General features: G+C 36.6%; 19 protein-coding genes and 1 tRNA gene. 11 read left to right on the top strand and 9 right to left on the bottom strand.

Annotation, left to right across the window (positions count from 1 at the left end; all coding sequences use genetic code 11):
* Positions 1-20: 20 nt before the first annotated feature.
* The 7 genes from clpB to OPR43_RS00595 all read right to left on the bottom strand — a co-directional run bounded on the left by clpB (position 21) and on the right by OPR43_RS00595 (position 5,799).
* On the bottom strand, positions 21-2,678 hold the full coding sequence (gene clpB, locus OPR43_RS00625; protein WP_265034952.1) for an ATP-dependent chaperone ClpB: 2,658 nt from the start codon (positions 2,676-2,678) through the stop codon (positions 21-23).
* 167 nt (positions 2,679-2,845) lie between these two features.
* A complete protein-coding gene (locus OPR43_RS00620) occupies positions 2,846-3,631 on the bottom strand; it encodes a hypothetical protein (RefSeq protein ID WP_265034950.1) in 786 nt (261 codons plus the stop codon).
* A gap of 65 nt (positions 3,632-3,696) precedes the next feature.
* Positions 3,697-4,086, bottom strand: coding sequence for a phage tail protein (locus OPR43_RS00615; protein ID WP_265025905.1), 390 nt, complete (start codon positions 4,084-4,086; stop codon positions 3,697-3,699).
* The gene (locus OPR43_RS00610; RefSeq protein ID WP_265034948.1) at positions 4,061-4,471 is read right to left on the bottom strand and encodes a DUF3168 domain-containing protein; all 411 of its coding nucleotides are present in this window, start codon (positions 4,469-4,471) and stop codon (positions 4,061-4,063) included. Before OPR43_RS00610 ends, OPR43_RS00615 begins: the two co-directional genes overlap by 26 nt.
* A 2-nt stretch (positions 4,472-4,473) precedes the next feature.
* Positions 4,474-4,692 (bottom strand): hypothetical protein, encoded by a 219-nt coding sequence (locus tag OPR43_RS00605; protein WP_265034946.1) that lies wholly within the window; start codon positions 4,690-4,692, stop codon positions 4,474-4,476.
* Between the two features lie 110 nt (positions 4,693-4,802).
* Complete coding sequence (locus OPR43_RS00600; RefSeq protein ID WP_265034945.1) at positions 4,803-5,351, bottom strand: head-tail connector protein; 549 nt, start codon at positions 5,349-5,351, stop codon at positions 4,803-4,805.
* Between the two features lie 136 nt (positions 5,352-5,487).
* Positions 5,488-5,799, bottom strand: a complete 312-nt coding sequence (locus OPR43_RS00595) for an ECH_0659 family protein (RefSeq protein ID WP_265034944.1) — start codon at positions 5,797-5,799, stop codon at positions 5,488-5,490.
* Positions 5,800-5,822: 23 nt separating this feature from the next.
* Here OPR43_RS00595 and OPR43_RS00590 point away from each other — a divergent pair, with 23 nt between their 5' ends.
* Positions 5,823-6,071: a hypothetical protein gene (locus OPR43_RS00590; protein WP_265034943.1), complete on the top strand. Its 249-nt coding sequence runs from the start codon at positions 5,823-5,825 to the stop codon at positions 6,069-6,071.
* Positions 6,072-6,168: 97 nt separating this feature from the next.
* Here OPR43_RS00590 and OPR43_RS00585 read toward each other — a convergent pair whose 3' ends face one another.
* The gene (locus OPR43_RS00585; RefSeq protein ID WP_265034942.1) at positions 6,169-8,556 is read right to left on the bottom strand and encodes an ankyrin repeat domain-containing protein; all 2,388 of its coding nucleotides are present in this window, start codon (positions 8,554-8,556) and stop codon (positions 6,169-6,171) included.
* 264 nt (positions 8,557-8,820) lie between these two features.
* Here OPR43_RS00585 and OPR43_RS00580 point away from each other — a divergent pair, with 264 nt between their 5' ends.
* The 4 genes from OPR43_RS00580 to OPR43_RS00565 all read left to right on the top strand — a co-directional run bounded on the left by OPR43_RS00580 (position 8,821) and on the right by OPR43_RS00565 (position 11,555).
* The gene (locus OPR43_RS00580; RefSeq protein WP_265035733.1) at positions 8,821-8,967 is read left to right on the top strand and encodes a hypothetical protein; all 147 of its coding nucleotides are present in this window, start codon (positions 8,821-8,823) and stop codon (positions 8,965-8,967) included.
* 594 nt (positions 8,968-9,561) lie between these two features.
* Positions 9,562-9,633 (top strand) — tRNA-Asn (locus tag OPR43_RS00575).
* 33 nt (positions 9,634-9,666) lie between these two features.
* Complete coding sequence (gpmI, locus tag OPR43_RS00570; RefSeq protein WP_265034941.1) at positions 9,667-11,163, top strand: 2,3-bisphosphoglycerate-independent phosphoglycerate mutase; 1,497 nt, start codon at positions 9,667-9,669, stop codon at positions 11,161-11,163.
* A gap of 251 nt (positions 11,164-11,414) precedes the next feature.
* The gene (locus OPR43_RS00565) at positions 11,415-11,555 is read left to right on the top strand and encodes a hypothetical protein (RefSeq protein WP_265034939.1); all 141 of its coding nucleotides are present in this window, start codon (positions 11,415-11,417) and stop codon (positions 11,553-11,555) included.
* Here OPR43_RS00565 and fabD read toward each other — a convergent pair.
* Positions 11,547-12,527 (bottom strand): ACP S-malonyltransferase, encoded by a 981-nt coding sequence (gene fabD, locus OPR43_RS00560; protein WP_265034937.1) that lies wholly within the window; start codon positions 12,525-12,527, stop codon positions 11,547-11,549. The genes OPR43_RS00565 and fabD overlap by 9 nt on opposite strands.
* A 128-nt stretch (positions 12,528-12,655) precedes the next feature.
* Here fabD and rpmE point away from each other — a divergent pair, with 128 nt between their 5' ends.
* The 6 genes from rpmE (at position 12,656) to OPR43_RS00530 (ending at position 15,744) form a co-directional block, all read left to right on the top strand.
* Positions 12,656-12,859 carry a 50S ribosomal protein L31 gene (gene rpmE / locus OPR43_RS00555; protein ID WP_250294634.1) on the top strand — a complete coding sequence of 68 codons (204 nt, stop codon included), beginning with the start codon at positions 12,656-12,658 and terminating at the stop codon, positions 12,857-12,859.
* A gap of 38 nt (positions 12,860-12,897) precedes the next feature.
* Entirely contained in the window at positions 12,898-13,692 is a 795-nt protein-coding gene (locus OPR43_RS00550; RefSeq protein WP_265034936.1) for an NAD kinase, read from the top strand.
* A gap of 92 nt (positions 13,693-13,784) precedes the next feature.
* Positions 13,785-13,934: a hypothetical protein gene (locus OPR43_RS00545; RefSeq protein ID WP_265034935.1), complete on the top strand. Its 150-nt coding sequence runs from the start codon at positions 13,785-13,787 to the stop codon at positions 13,932-13,934.
* Between the two features lie 128 nt (positions 13,935-14,062).
* Positions 14,063-15,406, top strand: a complete 1,344-nt coding sequence (locus OPR43_RS00540; protein WP_265034933.1) for a hypothetical protein — start codon at positions 14,063-14,065, stop codon at positions 15,404-15,406.
* Positions 15,396-15,644, top strand: coding sequence for a hypothetical protein (locus OPR43_RS00535; protein WP_265034932.1), 249 nt, complete (start codon positions 15,396-15,398; stop codon positions 15,642-15,644). The genes OPR43_RS00540 and OPR43_RS00535 overlap by 11 nt, the downstream gene beginning before the upstream one ends.
* Positions 15,616-15,744 carry a hypothetical protein gene (locus OPR43_RS00530; RefSeq protein WP_265034930.1) on the top strand — a complete coding sequence of 43 codons (129 nt, stop codon included), beginning with the start codon at positions 15,616-15,618 and terminating at the stop codon, positions 15,742-15,744. Before OPR43_RS00535 ends, OPR43_RS00530 begins: the two co-directional genes overlap by 29 nt.
* The last annotated feature ends 96 nt before the right edge of the window (positions 15,745-15,840 follow it).

Here is a 15,840-nt window from a genome sequence, read left to right as displayed (position 1 = left end):
AACAAAAATACACAGTGAACTTAAACCTTTTTAACTAAGATTTCATTATCAAGAGCGTACACTATTAGTTCATCATTTTCTACTACTTCCCCTGATAAAACTAATTTAGCTAAATTATTTTGAATACACTCTTGTATAACCCTTTTTAGGGGCCTTGCTCCATATTCAGGGTCATAGCCAGTTTGTGCTATTAGTTCTTTAGCTTCCTGTAACAAACTTATACTCAGTTTACGCTTAGCAAGTGTTTTTTGTAAATAAGAAAATTGAACATCTATAATTTTATAGATGTCATCTCTGGTTAAACTGTGGAATATAATAATTTCATCCAGCCTGTTTAAAAATTCTGGACGAAATGTTGATTTAACTATTTGCATCACTTCATTTGATCTCTCTGGTGTCATTCCAGCGCGTGACGCTGGAATCCACTTTTTTTCCTGGATCCCAGTGTCAAGCACTGGGATGACAGAGGGCTTTTCAAGAGGGCTATTTTCTTTTGCTCCTCTAAGCATTATCTCAGCACCAAGATTAGAAGTTAAAATCAGTATGGTATTGCGAAAATCAATTAATTTGCCATGACTATCAGTGAGTCTACCCTCATCCAAGATTTGCAGCAATAGATTAAATATATCTGGATTTGCCTTCTCTATTTCATCAAACAGAATAACCTGATATGGCCTTCTTCTTACTGCTTCGGTTAATCTGCCACCCTGCTCATAGCCAACATACCCTGGAGGCGCGCCAATTAGCTTTGAAACAGAATGTTTTTCCATATATTCTGACATATCAAAACGCAGAAGCGCTGATTGATCGTCAAACAGAAATTCAGCTAAGGCTTTCGCAAGTTCGGTTTTACCAACTCCAGTTGGACCTAAAAATAAAAATGAACCAAAAGGCCTGTTGGTATCTTGCACCCCAGAGCGGGAGCGCCTAACTGCATTACTTATCGCTTCTATTGCATCTTTCTGCCCTATTACTCTTCTTCCTATTTCATTCTCCATGTTAAGGAGTTTTTCCTTTTCACTGTGCATCATATTATCAACTGGAATTCCCGTCCACTTTGAAACAATGTTTGCAATGTCATCTCCAGTCACTTCTTTCTTTAAGAAACTATCAGTAACCTTTTCCTGATTTTTTAATTCATTCTCAAACTGAGGAATCACACCATACATCAATTCCCCTGCCCTTCCTAAATTTCCACTCCGCTGAGTTAATTCCAACTCTTTTCTAGCGTTATCTAATTTTTCGGCTGTTTCTTGTATTCTAGCTATTTTATTCTTTTCCATCTGCCATTTGCTGTTCAAGTCAGCAAATTTACTGTTTAGGTTTTCAATCTCTTCATTTATCTTTCTTAAACGCTGTTTAGAATTTTCATCACTTTCTTTTTTTAAAGCCTCTGCTTCAATCTTTAGCTGTATAACCTTTCTCTCAAGTTCATCAATAACTTCAGGCTTGCTATCCATTTCAATTCTCACCCTGCTTGCTGCTTCATCAATCAAATCAATCGCTTTATCAGGTAAAAACCTGTCTGTTATATATCTATTGGACAACGTTGCAGCAGCAATTATTGCACCGTCTGTAATTCTTATACCATGATGCACCTCATATCTTTCCTTCAAACCCCTGAGTATTGAAATGGTATCAGTTTCAGTTGGTTGAGAGATAAACACAGGCTGAAAACGCCTTGCAAGTGCAGGATCTTTTTCTATATGCTGACGATATTCATCTAAAGTTGTGGCTCCTATACAGCGAATTTCTCCACGCGCAAGAGCAGGCTTTAGCAAATTTGAAGCATCCATTGCACCACTTGTTGCTCCTGCTCCAACTAAAGTATGAAGCTCATCTATAAACAAGATAACTTTTCCCTCCGCTTTCGAAAGCTCATTAATAACTGCTTTTAACCTTTCTTCAAATTCTCCTCTAAATTTTGTTCCAGCAATTAATGCGCCAAGATCGAGGGCTAAAACTTTTGCATCACGCAAACCAAGTGGCACGTCATTTGCAACGATTCTATTTGCAAGCCCCTCAACTATTGCAGTTTTTCCAACGCCAGGTTCACCGATCAGCACTGGATTATTTTTTGTCCGCCTCAGTGACACCTGCATAGTTCTTCTGATCTCTTCATCACGACCAATTACAGGATCAAGCTTTCCTTGCATAGCAAGCTCTGTAACATCTTTTGTATATTTCTTTGCCGCGTTTAATTTTTCCTCACTGTTTGGCGAGTCCGCACTGCTGCCTTTTCTCATTTCTGCAATAACTGAGTTCAGTTTTTGTGGAGTAACACCATTCTCCGCCAGAATTTTGCCTACAGTATCATCTTTTTGTGCAGTGAGGCCCTGCAGTAAACGCTCAACGGCAACAAACGAATCTTTATTCCTCCGAGCAATACCAATTGAATCTTCAAAAACTTTTGCTATTTCTCTTGAAAGTTGAAGGCTCCCACTTCCTGGACCTTCAATTACTGGCAACTTTTTTATTGCGCTATCCACAGCATCGGAAATACTTTGCACATTTCCACCACAAGCGTTTATCAAATCCTGAACTAAACCTAATTCATCCTCAAGCATTACTTTTAGTAAATGCTCAGGCATAAAAATCTGATGCCCAGCTCCCAACGCTTTCATCTGAGCACTTTGAATTAGACTTTTTGCTTTTTCGGTAAATTTATTTAAGTCCATAACACCAGTTAAATTCGTATTTGCTGATGTATATAACAACTGATTTCATAAATTTAAACCTAAAGTTGTTTATTGTTAGGTATGAAATTTAAAACTTTTTTTTAAAAGAAACTATTATAGTAATTATAGCCCTACCCTTTACTTCATTAGACCATCTTATGGATAGTCTATACAGATCGACCTTTTTGTGAATCTGCGTTTCTGCTTTCTTCAACTTGTTTTGCAAAAGATGTTTCCTGTTTCTGAAGTGGTTTAGCAATTTCGCGCACAACGGCAGTAACTGCTGTTAAAAATGTTTTTAACAATGCACCTAAAACTCCACCAACTGCTTCCCTGCCATGTATATGAGCTTGCTTTTCATTACCGTCAGCAGTTTCCCCTGCCCTCCTTCTTGGATCCATCCTATGAGCAATCACCGAAAACAACACTCCCCTGATTGAAGACTTCACTTTTTCCTTTGCTTCGTGGACATCCCCATCTTTTGCTGTTTCATGTCCATGACTTAAGTGTTTAGCGTTCATTAGCTCCTTTTGTTGCTGGGCAAACATGCCACTTAATACTTCTTCTATCACTTGTTTTCTTCTCTTCTCTCTAACTCTTTTCATAGATTCTGATTTATCGCGAGTGTGTTTGGTAGTTTCAAATTCTGCATCAATATCTTCAGACGCAGCCTGACTATATAAAGTCTCTATGAGCCTGTCTATACTTCGCTTTATTTGCATAGTCCTTTCGTAACTATCCGAATTATCGATTCCTTCGTCGATCTGATTTAGAATATCCTCAAAAACTTTTAAATAGTCTTGAATATATTGTATTATATATTGTTTATCTTCCTCTTTGTGTTGTTCTTCTTGATTCAACTGATTTTCATTTTCCAAACTTCTCTCTCTTTTATCATCGTTATTTTCTTCAATATTATCACCGTCTTCCTCGAAAAGGTTTTCGTCGTTCATGATTTTTTTTAATTTAGTTAAAATTCTCACCAGTTATTATTGTATATGAAAAAATTAAATTAACATTAATGAAAAGCGTTTACAACTTCAGCACTAGTTAAAACTACAGTAAAGCTGTCAAAAGTAACAGGATCATAATATCTCTCATACAATTCAACTGAACACCTAAGCCTTATCTTTTCCTTAGCATTAAAACTAATTTCATAATCATTATTAGAGTTTAGCATAGCAGAATTACGTAATAATTCATCAGCTAATACAGAGTCTAAAATTCCATTAATTTTTATCGTAATGTGTCTGCTTCCAGCACAATCGAGCACTTTCCTCCAGCCAAAAGAAGAAATATCTTTCACCTCTTCTCTGTTATTACGCAAAGTAAACCTTAGGTTTCTTATATTATTTAACACAATAAAATTATTGTCATGACCTTTAATTTTTAGCTGTAATTTGCTCATTATCACCTCCTTTTATTAAAATATCAAAATTAATTGTTGAATGTAAAATTTCATCGTGCTGATCCATAGCACAATTACTTTCTAAAATGACCTCACTACTAAAACCTTCAATGCTCTTAAGTATCAAGTTAATATGCCTTATAATGGCAAACATACTGTCTATATGATAAGTATATATGTCGCATGAAAATCTTGCCTTTGTAGCAAAATTGGACAGCATATGCAGGTTATTATAATTCACTACACGCAATCTCAGGTAAGGAATGGTGACCTGTTTAGGTAAGTAGTCATAAATGTTAGTAACATATTTCCTTAAATCAGAGTTTGCTTTTAGTGCTTCATAAATGCTACTGTACAACTCGTTTATAGCTTGAATTTTTTCCATGATTAATCCTCAGATTTACTCAGACGCGGCTGTACGGACATTGCAATTTGCAGGCAATTTGCGTAGCAGATTCCAGTCTGGAATCCAGCTTTTTCATCCAAGACGGTGTCATTCCAGTGCTTGACACTGGAATCCAGCCTTCCCGCAATCTCATCAAAAACGTTGTAACCATTTTCTATGCTAGTTTGCTTGTTAGCGACCTGGATCCCAGTGTCAAGCACTGGGATGACACCATCATAAAGGAACCAGTGTCAGCTACTTTCATGACACCCTTCTGGTGGGCCCAAATCGCAATGTTCGTACAGATAAGTTCTTGGATGACAAGAAAGAGCTACAAAACAACCTTTGGTTCGCGAAATGGAGAATACACCTTCTTCACTTCAGACAAATGGCTACTTACCCCCGATTCACGATCTTTGTAAATAGCAGAAACATGCCGCATAATACCGAGTTTTATCTGCTCAGGAACATTGTCATAGCCAGCCTCGTATACAACATCAACTCTTATTGCATTCAAATAATTGAAAAACTCAACGTAGCCCCCTACATCGCTAAAATAATACTTAAGTGTTCTCTTCTCTTGATTTTTAGACATCATTGCAGTAGCCAATACTATCTTACTCACAGGGCCATAGCTTAAATAGATCCTACGAGGTACATAATCTTCATATGAAACTTGCCATGTTTGCTTTACTAGTGACTTTTCCATATGCCATTCAGCGTAATCAGTTGCCATAAAAATTAAACTTGAAATCAATTTATCATCCTGGTCGTTCTCAATGCGTAAAAAAGATTTAACCTCTTCTAAAGTAACCGGAAAAGATTCAGGCTTAGATTTACGTTGCACATGTATTCTTGGTGAAGTAGATCTTATTGACATAATAACCCTCCTTTTTGATATAGCTAGAATAAGTAAGGTTTACCTCGTGACAGCGTGGGGCAAATCTTACTTACTTTAGCTATGCAGCTTGCATTCAACATTAAGTTAGATTGGCGCAGCAACAACTCTGAGTGCTTTATCGTATGAATATATTAAGAAGAGAGCGAATTAAAGCTGTTTTTCCTTTTTTATTGACAAAATTTGAACTTATAGCATATTCAACTAGGCTAGATTTTAGTAGATTAACATTTTGAGAATGAATATTATTGAAGACGGAGTTTAACTCTTTAGCAAGCAGACTGCGAAATTTTTGCACACTGTCATATGCGATATTTTCAAGTTCATGTGCAAATTTATCTTGAGCTATAGTTGTTATATCTTCAATTTCCTTATTAAACTCCTCTAGCTTTTTTTCGTTATTTTTAAAATTTTTCGTAAAAGTTTTCATATCAATTAAACTCAACTACTATTATGATTATAATGACAATGAAAAACTACCGAAGTAAAAAATTCACACTACTGTGTAACTTGCAAATACTTTTACGCGCTAGGGCTATAGGTGTCATCCAAGTACCCCCTTCCCGTCATCTGAGTAGCCTCCTTTTCCTGTCATCCCAGTGCTTGACACTGGGATCCAGGAAAAAGAATGGTGTCATGAAAGTAGCTGACACTGATTTCCATCCAAAAGGGTGTCATCCCAGTGTCTGGGCACTGGGATGACAAAAAAAGGAGCACTGGGATGACATCATCCTTTTTTTGGGATTACAGTGTCAGCTACTTGCATCTGCAAACTGCAATGTTCGTACAGATGTAGGTGCTAAGTTTTACAAACACCATGTTGTGCTAAACCTTGAATATCCACTTCTTTCAATTCAGTGGTAGGCTTTGTTGATATTGCGTATGTAACGCCACTAGCTATCAAAGCAGATACTACAAAAGTTGCAATTGTTAATAGAACTGGTAATTGGAAAGCTATACTAAAGATAGCACCTACTGCTAACATAGTTACAAGATTCACGGAAGCAACTTTTAAGAAACACATTTGTCTTTTTCCCGTTTTTTCTAGTGACACTTCATCTGTTTTAGTTTTTGTTGTACCCTTAAGTGTTGTGTTTTCATTCTCTAGACTTTTTATTTCTTGTCTTAGTGATTCATTCTCTTTATTGAATTGTTTCAACTTAGTCTCATGTCCAGCTATACAACTTTTTGATTCTTCTAGTTCCTTTTGCGTTTTTTCTAACAACGCTTCTGCTTTAGAATACTGACTTTCTGTTTTGTCTAATTTATCCTTAAGCTTTGTGTTTTCATTTCCTAGCTTTTGTATTTTTTGTTTTAGTGATTCATTCTCTTCGTCGAGTTTATTAAGTGCTTCCAGCCTAGCCTCATGTCCAGCTACGTCATTCTTTAGTTCTGCTAGTACTTTGTGCGCTTTTCCTAGTGACACTTCATTTGTTTTAGTTTTTGTTTTTTCTAATTCACTATTAAGCGTTGCATTTTTACTTTCTAGATCTTGTATTTTTTGTTTTAGTGATTGATTCTCTTCGTTGAGTTTATTAAGTGCTTCCAGCCTAGCCTCATGTCCAGCTACGTCATCCTTTAGTTCTGCTAGTACTTTGTGCGCTTTTCCTAGTGACACTTCACTTGTTTTAGTTTTTGTTTTTTCTAATTCACTATTAAGCGTTGCTTTTTCACTTTCTAGATCTTGTATTTTTCGTTTTAGTGATTGATTCTCTTCCTTTAGTTGAGCACGTAATTCTTTTGACTTAACTTTACTTTTTTTAACCTTTTCTGCTTCTTCTGGAGTTTCCGTTGCGTTGTGTGTTTTGGAATGGGAAGAAGTACTAGATACAACCTCAGATGGCTGATCACACATACTGTTTAGTCTATCTATTACTAGGCCTTCATCCTTTATCAATGAGCGATCTGCTCCATATTTTATCAAAAGTTTTGCTAATTCTTTATTGTCATTTGCAACAGCAAAATATAAAGGGGTATGTCCATCTTTATCTTGTGCATTAACATTTGCTCCACTTTCTACTAGATATTCTGTAATTTCTACATAACCATATGCAGTAGCATAATGTAAAGGGGTCAGTCCATCTTTATCCTGTACATCAACTTTTGCTCCACGTTCTACCAAACATTTCACTGATTCTTCATTGTTGTTTGCAGCAGCACGATGTAAAAGAGTCAATCCATTTTCATCTTGTGCATAAATGTTTTCTCCATCTTCTAATATAGATTGGCTTAAAGCTTCAGATTCATCTGCATCAAAATATATTCCACTCTCGTCACTACTACTTTTATTTAAAAAGGTCTGTTCACCATTATATGTAGCACCGTATTGTTCCGAATGTTGATTATGACCGGGTTGTTCTATGCGCTTCCAATTATTGGCAAATCGTTGTTCTGCCTCTTGCAACTTTTGCTTCACAGCATCTCTTTCTCTTATAGCCTGTTCTCTTTCTAATGTATCATCTACTTTGTCTGTATTGTTTTCATTAATGATTGAGTTTGAAGAAGTCTGTTCATCCTCATCTTGTACGTAGATTTTTCTGTTGTTTGGTGTAATTCTACTATTCTCTTCCTGATGTTTTGCACCCCATGCTTGCACTGCAGCAGTTACGTTATTTCCGTTCACAGCTAAATTTCCTGGAGTTTTATTATTAGGCTGCAGTAAAGTGCCTTGTCTATAAGTTTGTCTTCTCGTACCAGCACAACGTTGTTCTTCTTTCTCTAACGTTTTTATTATAGCCTTTTTACCTTCTACATCGCCGACAATATCCCTTGGAGTTCGGCCTTGACTATCTTCTAGTGAAGGATTTGCGCCATTGTTCAATAAAAGCTGAACTATCTCTTGATGACCATGCAAAGCAGCAATGTGCAAAGCAGTTAATTGAGACTTAGCTCCATCAAGTTCATATATTGGTTCATTAACTTTTACTTCCTTTGCTAGTAGGAGTTTTACTATTGGTACACTGTTACATTCCACAGCAAGATGTACCAACATATAATTTACAATTTTGTCTGACTCTAACACACTGAATATCTTATCTATCTTCAAATTGTTACAAGTGCTATATACTTTTGAGTCTGCATCTTTTAGCTTACTCCCTATTCTTTCAAGTAAATTATTCTCATTTAAACCTTCACTCTTGCTTACCTCATTTATTATTTCAAAAAACTTTTCCTTTTCTATTGCCATAACCTTTCCTCTCAATTTATTTATTATTGCTGAACAGTCTCACAAAAAAGTTAAGTTTGTCGAAATTCCATGTTTGATCTAAAAATTAGTCATAAACATTTTCTATGCAAGTAGCTGACACTGGTTCACTCTATAATGGTGTCACAGCAGTCCTACGTCATACCGCCGCGGTATCTCTTAGCCGCTAACACGTAGCGGAATGACGATTGTCAGGCTAGCTGTCATCCCAGTTTGGAATCCAGGAAAAAGAATGGTGTCATCCCAGTGCTCCTTTTTTTGTCATCCCAGTGCCCAGACACTGGGATCCAGGAAAGTTTGCTTGTTTACAAGCAAACTAGCATAGAAAGTGGTTACAACGTTTTCGATGAGATTATATGGAAAACTGGATTCCAGTGTCAAGCACTGGAATGACATCACAGGGGCACTGGAATGACACCTCTCTTGGGCTCTTTTAGCTATAAACATTAAGAAATTTACCAAATGAAAAAAAAGGCAAAAGAAGCCCCGTGGTTATTATCCGCTTTAAAATATTGGCGTTTTTTATGTTTTAAACGCTTGACAAGCGAAATTCAGCTGCTTTTAATTGCAACTAACCTACGCTGCAAATGTTTAAGAAATTTACCAAGCAGAAAAAAAGACAAAGAATCCCCGAGTTAGCTAGTCTTTTACTATCTCTGTCGAGTATTGGCATTTTTTGATGTCTTGTAACGCTTTATAAGCGCGTTCAGCTTATTTAGATAAAAATCTAGATGTAGATGAAGTTTTGTAAAGACATACAGTATCTATATACTGCAAAAAATTGAACATAAGACGCCGATACATTAAGTAATCCTTACCTTTTAATCTGCAGATTGGCGAAAGCAAATACAATAGCTTCAGTTTCATGATAAGGGGGCTGGCGAAGGGTGTCAAGTAAGTTTTTGTTTCTATGACCAGTTGGACTCAAAGTCTACACAAAAAACGTTTACAACCAACGTTCAACGTGATAAATTAAAGACGGTTTATTCCTCGGTAGCTCAGTGGTAGAGCAGTTGGCTGTTAACCAATTGGTCGCTGGTTCGAATCCGGCCCGGGGAGCTCTTCTCTGTTAAATTCTAGTGTTAATCTTATATGGGCATTAAATCAGTCGTTTTATGTATACTAGATGGCTGGGGAAATGGAGTAGAAAGCAGTAAATACAATGCTATCAGCAACGCAAATCCACCCTGCTGGCAATATATTAGCTCTAATTATCCAAAATGCAGTTTATCCGCCTGTGGAGCTGATGTTGGGTTACCTGGTGGTCAAATAGGTAATTCAGAAGTTGGCCATATGAATATTGGCAGTGGTAGAGTAGTAATGCAAAGCCTTCAGCGCATTAATCAAGAAATCGGAACAATAGAAAATAATACAAATCTACAAAATTTTATTAGTAATCTAAAAAGTAAGAATGGCATATGCCATATAATGGGGTTGATATCAGATGGTGGTGTTCATTCGCATCAAAAGCATATTGGAGCTTTAGCAAAAAAAATATCACAGCATGGAATCAAAGTGGTGATACATGCATTTTTAGATGGCAGAGACACATTGCCGAATTCAGGAAAAAAATGCATTCAAGAATTTGAAGAGAGTATAAAGGGAAATGACACAAGAATTGCTACTGTTTCTGGACGTTATTATGCTATGGACCGTGATAACAGGTGGGAGAGAACAATTGAAGCTTATGAGGCTATCGCATTTGCAAAGGCACCTCGTCATGATAATGCAGTATCGTTGATTGATGAAAATTATCAAAATAACATAACTGATGAGTTTATAAAACCCGCAGTAATAGGTGATTATCAAGGTATAAAACCAGAAGATGGAGTGTTACTGGCTAACTTTCGTGCTGATCGAATAATACAATTAGCAAGTATTTTGCTAGGCAAAACAGACTATATTGAGGTAGCAAAATTCTCTTCAATTCTAAGTATGATGAAGTATAAAGAAGATCTCAAAATTCCTTATATTTTTCCTCCTACTTCTTTCGTTGATACTCTAGGACAAACAATAGAAGACAACAAATTACGACAATTACGCATTGCCGAAACCGAGAAATACGCTCATGTGACTTTCTTTTTCAATTGTGGAAAAGAAGAACCTTTTTCTGGTGAAGAAAGAATTCTTATTCCTTCACCAAAAGTTAAAACTTATGATTTGCAGCCCGAAATGTCAGCCTTCGAGCTCACAGAAAAGCTTGTAGAAAAAATTCACTCCCAAGAATTCGCACTGATAGTTGTAAATTACGCTAATCCTGATATGGTAGGGCATACAGGTAATATAAAAGCAGCCGAGAAAGCTGTGCTAGCTGTAGATGATTGTCTTGTAAAAGTGCTGAGTGCTGTTAAAAAGTCAAGCAACACCGCATTAATTGTTACTGCAGACCATGGTAACGTGGAATGTATGTTCGATGAAGAAAATAATACACCTCATACAGCACACACTCTAAATAAAGTGCCATTTATCGTGTCTTGCGATAATCTAAAACTAAGAGACGGAAGGTTATCTGATATTGCCCCTACTATTTTACAGCTACTTGGAATTAAAAAACCAAACGAAATGACAGGTAGTTCGTTGATTGTGTAATGTATCCGTTCAGCAGAGTGGCAAAATAGGTAGACAAGATAAACCAAAAAATCAAGAAGAAGTGAGTTTACAAGTTTACAACAAATGGTGTCATGCAAGTAGCTGACACACAACCGTACGAACATTACAATTTGAGCCTACCAGAAGGATGTCATCCCAGTGCCCAGACACTGGGATCCAGGAATTTTGATTGGGCACTAAGTTGGTAAGCATAAAAGTGGCTGATCTTATGTTAAAACACAACGTTCTTGATGAGATTACGGCAAGGCTGGATTCCAGTGTCAAGCACTGGAATGACACCATTTGCTGTGCAGTTTACCTTCAAGAATGAATGTTCGTACAGTTGTGCGTCACGCACCGGAATGACATCAAATAGATGTGTTTTAACTTAACCCAACTTTTAAATTTTTCGCTGTTAGTACTAATGATTCATTAAAGAAGCTGTCAATATCACCAATACTATCTATACTTTTTGTACTGATAGATTGGTCAATCCTTTTGACTAAATTAGATAAAACTTTATTAGGGCCAATTTCAACGAACTTGTTAATACCACAACGCGCCATATGTAAAACCATTTCTCTCCATCTCACTCTGCTTATAATTTGCTTAGCAAGCAAAGTTTTTATAACTTTGGGATCACTCTCCTCTTTAGCTGTAACATTTGATATCAAAGGAACTATAGGGCGAGTCATTTTAATACCCTTCAAAAATTCCAAAACTTTTTCATCAGCAGGTTTCATAAGAGATGAATGAAAAGGTCCACTAACCTGTAATTTAATCAATTTCTTCACACTCGAGTTTTTGAATAAATCAGGTAATATCTCAAGGACTTCTGCAGTACCACTTACCACTACCTGCCCACCGCCATTATCGTTTGCAATTTCACAAATTCCGTCAATTTTGGCTGATCTTAATATGTCTTCCACTTCATTTATCTCTGCTCCAAGCAACGCAACCATTCCGCCTTTACATTTCAGTGAAGCTTCATGCATTGCTTCGCTGCGAACTTTTAGCAGCTTGACTGCAGACTCAAGAGTCAATGCCCCTGCAGCACATAGCGCTGTATATTCGCCAACTGAATGCCCACAAACATATTTAACATTGTGATCAGTGAAAAGAGATTTGCCAAACACATGCTCGATAACGCGTAGCATTGCAATTGACACTGCCATTATAGCTGGCTGAGCGTTTTCTGTAATGGTTAATTCTTCAATAGGACCGTTGAAGATTAAATGAGACAGCTTTCTACCCAATATGCTATCTACTTCATTAAATACTTGTCTTGCAACGGAAAACTCACTATATAAGCTCTTTCCCATTCCTACAAACTGAGAGCCCTGACCAGGGAAAGCGAAAATCATGATAACTATTATTTATTCCCTATTAAGTATAACATTTTATCTATTTTTTGTCAATATTTTAGAATAATGATTGACTTAGTGAATTAAGTTCACTAGAATATTAACTGACTAAAAGTTTATAAGCAACAATGAATTATCATAAAATTATTATAGTTATGACAGACGGTCAAGAGTTTGAAACTCGTTCCACTTATGGAAAGGAAGGCGACAGGGTAAAGCTTGATAGAGATCCTCTTACTCACCCTGCATGGACTGGAAGTTTGACAAGCGGGTCAGCAAGTAAAACTAGCAAATTAGCTAAGTTTAACGATAAATATGGAAGCATTTTCTAATTTTCCTCCTCTTTAAGTTTTAGAGAGTTTACTGAAGTATGCATAAATACAAAAATATAGGCTATGTTGCTTCTCAATCACCAAAATCGCAGGAAGTATCTAAACTATTAAAGAAACTTAATTTTATCAATATAACAGAAGAAAATAAGTCCGAAATTGATCTACTGATAGTTGTTGGCGGTGATGGCTTTATGCTACGCACCTTGCATAATTACGTTATAGAAAACAAAAACACACACGTATACGGAGTAAACACTGGCAATGTTGGGTTTTTGATGAATAAATGCTTTAGCCGCAGTGAAGATTTAATTGATCATATAGAGCATGCAACTTCAACTCAGTTAACTTTGCTAAAAATGGAAGCAACAGACACAAGTGGCAAGAGATATCATTACATAGCAGTAAATGAAGTATATGTTTTTAGAAAAGCAAATCAAATAGTAGAGATGAATATTACTATTAATGATAAGCTAAAAGTAGAAAAATTTAGAGGGGACGGAGTAATATTATCTACTCCCACAGGCAGCACTGCATATAACTTCTCTGCCGGTGGCCCAATTTTACCACTAAATTCAAACTTACTTGCACTGACCTCTATTAATAGCTATTACCCAAGGCATTGGAATGGAGCACTAATCTCAAATGATACGATCGTACAAATTGACATTAACGACACAAAAAACCGTCCAGCACTTGTAGTATCAGATTATAAGGAGTTTCATAATATATCACAGATAAAAATACAAAAAGACCATGAAAACACAATAACTTTGCTCTTTGACAAAGATTACCCTCTGAATGAAAGGATCTTTGATAGACAATTTCTATACTAAATTTTTCATAATTATCCGGTATCTGTTCAGATGCATGGCTAATGTACAAATACTGAAACAAAAATTCCAGTGCTCCCTTTCTTGTCATCCCAGTGCTCCCTTTCTTGTCATCCCAGTGCTTGACACTGGGATCCAGATTGGGCACTAAGTTGGTAAACACGAAAGCGCTTTACAACGTTTTTTGTGCGAAAGGACTGGATGCCAGTGTCAGCTACTTGCATGACACCCATTTGTTCCTATAGTTGTCTTTTCTCGTCTACCTTATTTTGCCACTCTGCTAAACAGATACATTATCTGTAAATTGGTATTTACTAGATCTTAATAACTATAGCGTAATCAATGCAGCATAGTAATTAATTTTGGAGCAGATATGCCAGGAACACAAGATCAAGATACAGTAAAAACACTTTCTTATACACCAATAGGTAAAGATGGCAAGACAAGTCCAGGAACCTCACCAATACCAGCACTTAGGACAAGCGTTCCCCAAAAAAAAGATGATGAAAGTGAAACTTCACAATCTACAAATTCGTTTGATAATCCGAATTCTGATAAAGAAGATAATAGCCCAGAGAATCATGATTATGCAACTGTAGATTTCAGCAAAAAAACTCCAAAAGAGAGTTTAGACAGTGGAATAGATAATCAAAGCTCAGGAATGAAAAGATCAGTTTCACAAGAAACGGAATTTAGTGACCCTTGGGATAGTAATAAAACATTAGAAAAACTCCTCGGTAACAAATTTGGTGATCCAGGTACACCTCCAACTCCTTTTACACCAGAAGATGATGCGGACATTGAAAGTAGTGAAGTGGGTTCAGAAACTCCTCTAATCAGCTCAAGCAAAAAAACAAACAGATTCTTGCCAAGAGCAAAGTATGTCATGCAGCAGAAGGGTTTTGTAATTTTTAGTGCAACTGCTATTATACTCAGCACATCTGCAGCTTTATTATATTTACAAGATAAAGCAAAATTTATTGCATTTTTTACAAACGGCCCAAACTATATTACTATACCGGTCATTGCACTTGCTTCATTGCTTGCAATTAGTCCAATATTTTTTGCAATAAAACAGTTTAGAAATACTGAAGAACATCACATTCAAAAAGAAGATGCGAATGAAATTTTAGCTGATGTGTTGGAGCATCAGCCAAAAAATAAAGCTATAAAATCTGTAAGACTGGAATATAGCAATGGCACTCATTCAAATTTTATACTTAATGCTTGGGAAGCTAAACAAGGTTTCATTAACATTGACGAAAAAGTAGTTAGTAGAACTAATAAAATAGAATCAGTGATTAACAATAGGCCACTATTTACTGCATTACTGACCGGTGTAGTTGCTGCAAATATAGCACTTCCTTTATTGCTGTACGCGGAAGGCGGTGTTAATAACGTACAAAAATTTTACCAAAACCCTTTGATTAATAACATAGGATTATCATTACTTATAGGTTCAGGTGTATTTGCATTATTAATTATATGTTCTGGCGTGCATTATTATAGAAAAACAAATTGCACTAACCTTATATATTCTCAGGAAAAGATTGATCCTGAAAGCGTTAACAAGAAATTCATTGAAGAAATAAAACACGAAAGAACAAATGTTCTTGGGGAAAATCACAGTAAAGACGCTAAACGCAGCAGCTTAACGCTTGAGCAAGTTGTAGTCCAATCTCATAATTGTAAGGATGTTGTTTATAGTGTCGGTTAATAAAATGCACAACGTAAAACACAATGCCTTATGCTCTTTCTTCGTCATCCCGGCGCGCGACGCTGGTTCACTTTATAATGACAGTGCCATTCCATCTGTCATCCGAGTAGCAGGCACTGGTTCCTTTATGACGGCAGTGCCCAAAGGTGTCATCCCAGTGCCCAGACACTGGGATCCAGGAAACTTAACTTTACACCAGGTAATAAGAATTGGATTCCAGCGTCACGCGCTGGAATGACAGCAGTCCTACGTCATACCGCCGCGGTATCTCAAGCATAGATTCCGCTAACAAACAGCGGAATGACGGTTGTCAGGCTAGCTGTCATCCCAGTAGCTGACGCTGATTTCCATCCAAGAGGGTGTCATTCCAGTGCTTGACACTGGAATCCAGCTTTTTCATAATCATCAAAACGTTGTACTTTAGCATAAAACGG

The organism is Wolbachia endosymbiont (group A) of Apoderus coryli (assembly GCF_947251615.1).
In the GTDB taxonomy this organism is placed as follows: domain Bacteria; phylum Pseudomonadota; class Alphaproteobacteria; order Rickettsiales; family Anaplasmataceae; genus Wolbachia.
Note: the sequence above shows the minus strand (reverse complement) of the source record. Positions and strands in the feature narration are given on the sequence as shown.

Excerpts from the sequence above, each read along its gene's own strand:
- clpB (WP_265034952.1), bottom strand. The coding sequence starts at position 2,678 with ATGGACTTAAATAAATTTACCGAAAAAGCAAAAAGTCTAATTCAAAGT.
- OPR43_RS00620 (WP_265034950.1), bottom strand. The coding sequence starts at position 3,631 with ATGAACGACGAAAACCTTTTCGAGGAAGACGGTGATAATATTGAAGAA.
- OPR43_RS00615 (WP_265025905.1), bottom strand. The coding sequence starts at position 4,086 with ATGAGCAAATTACAGCTAAAAATTAAAGGTCATGACAATAATTTTATT.
- OPR43_RS00610 (WP_265034948.1), bottom strand. The coding sequence starts at position 4,471 with ATGGAAAAAATTCAAGCTATAAACGAGTTGTACAGTAGCATTTATGAA.
- OPR43_RS00600 (WP_265034945.1), bottom strand. The coding sequence starts at position 5,351 with ATGTCAATAAGATCTACTTCACCAAGAATACATGTGCAACGTAAATCT.
- OPR43_RS00595 (WP_265034944.1), bottom strand. The coding sequence starts at position 5,799 with ATGAAAACTTTTACGAAAAATTTTAAAAATAACGAAAAAAAGCTAGAG.
- OPR43_RS00590 (WP_265034943.1), top strand. The coding sequence starts at position 5,823 with ATGATTATAATGACAATGAAAAACTACCGAAGTAAAAAATTCACACTA.
- OPR43_RS00585 (WP_265034942.1), bottom strand. The coding sequence starts at position 8,556 with ATGGCAATAGAAAAGGAAAAGTTTTTTGAAATAATAAATGAGGTAAGC.
- gpmI (WP_265034941.1), top strand. The coding sequence starts at position 9,667 with ATGGGCATTAAATCAGTCGTTTTATGTATACTAGATGGCTGGGGAAAT.
- OPR43_RS00565 (WP_265034939.1), top strand. The coding sequence starts at position 11,415 with ATGAGATTACGGCAAGGCTGGATTCCAGTGTCAAGCACTGGAATGACA.
- fabD (WP_265034937.1), bottom strand. The coding sequence starts at position 12,527 with ATGATTTTCGCTTTCCCTGGTCAGGGCTCTCAGTTTGTAGGAATGGGA.
- rpmE (WP_250294634.1), top strand. The coding sequence starts at position 12,656 with ATGAATTATCATAAAATTATTATAGTTATGACAGACGGTCAAGAGTTT.
- OPR43_RS00550 (WP_265034936.1), top strand. The coding sequence starts at position 12,898 with ATGCATAAATACAAAAATATAGGCTATGTTGCTTCTCAATCACCAAAA.
- OPR43_RS00540 (WP_265034933.1), top strand. The coding sequence starts at position 14,063 with ATGCCAGGAACACAAGATCAAGATACAGTAAAAACACTTTCTTATACA.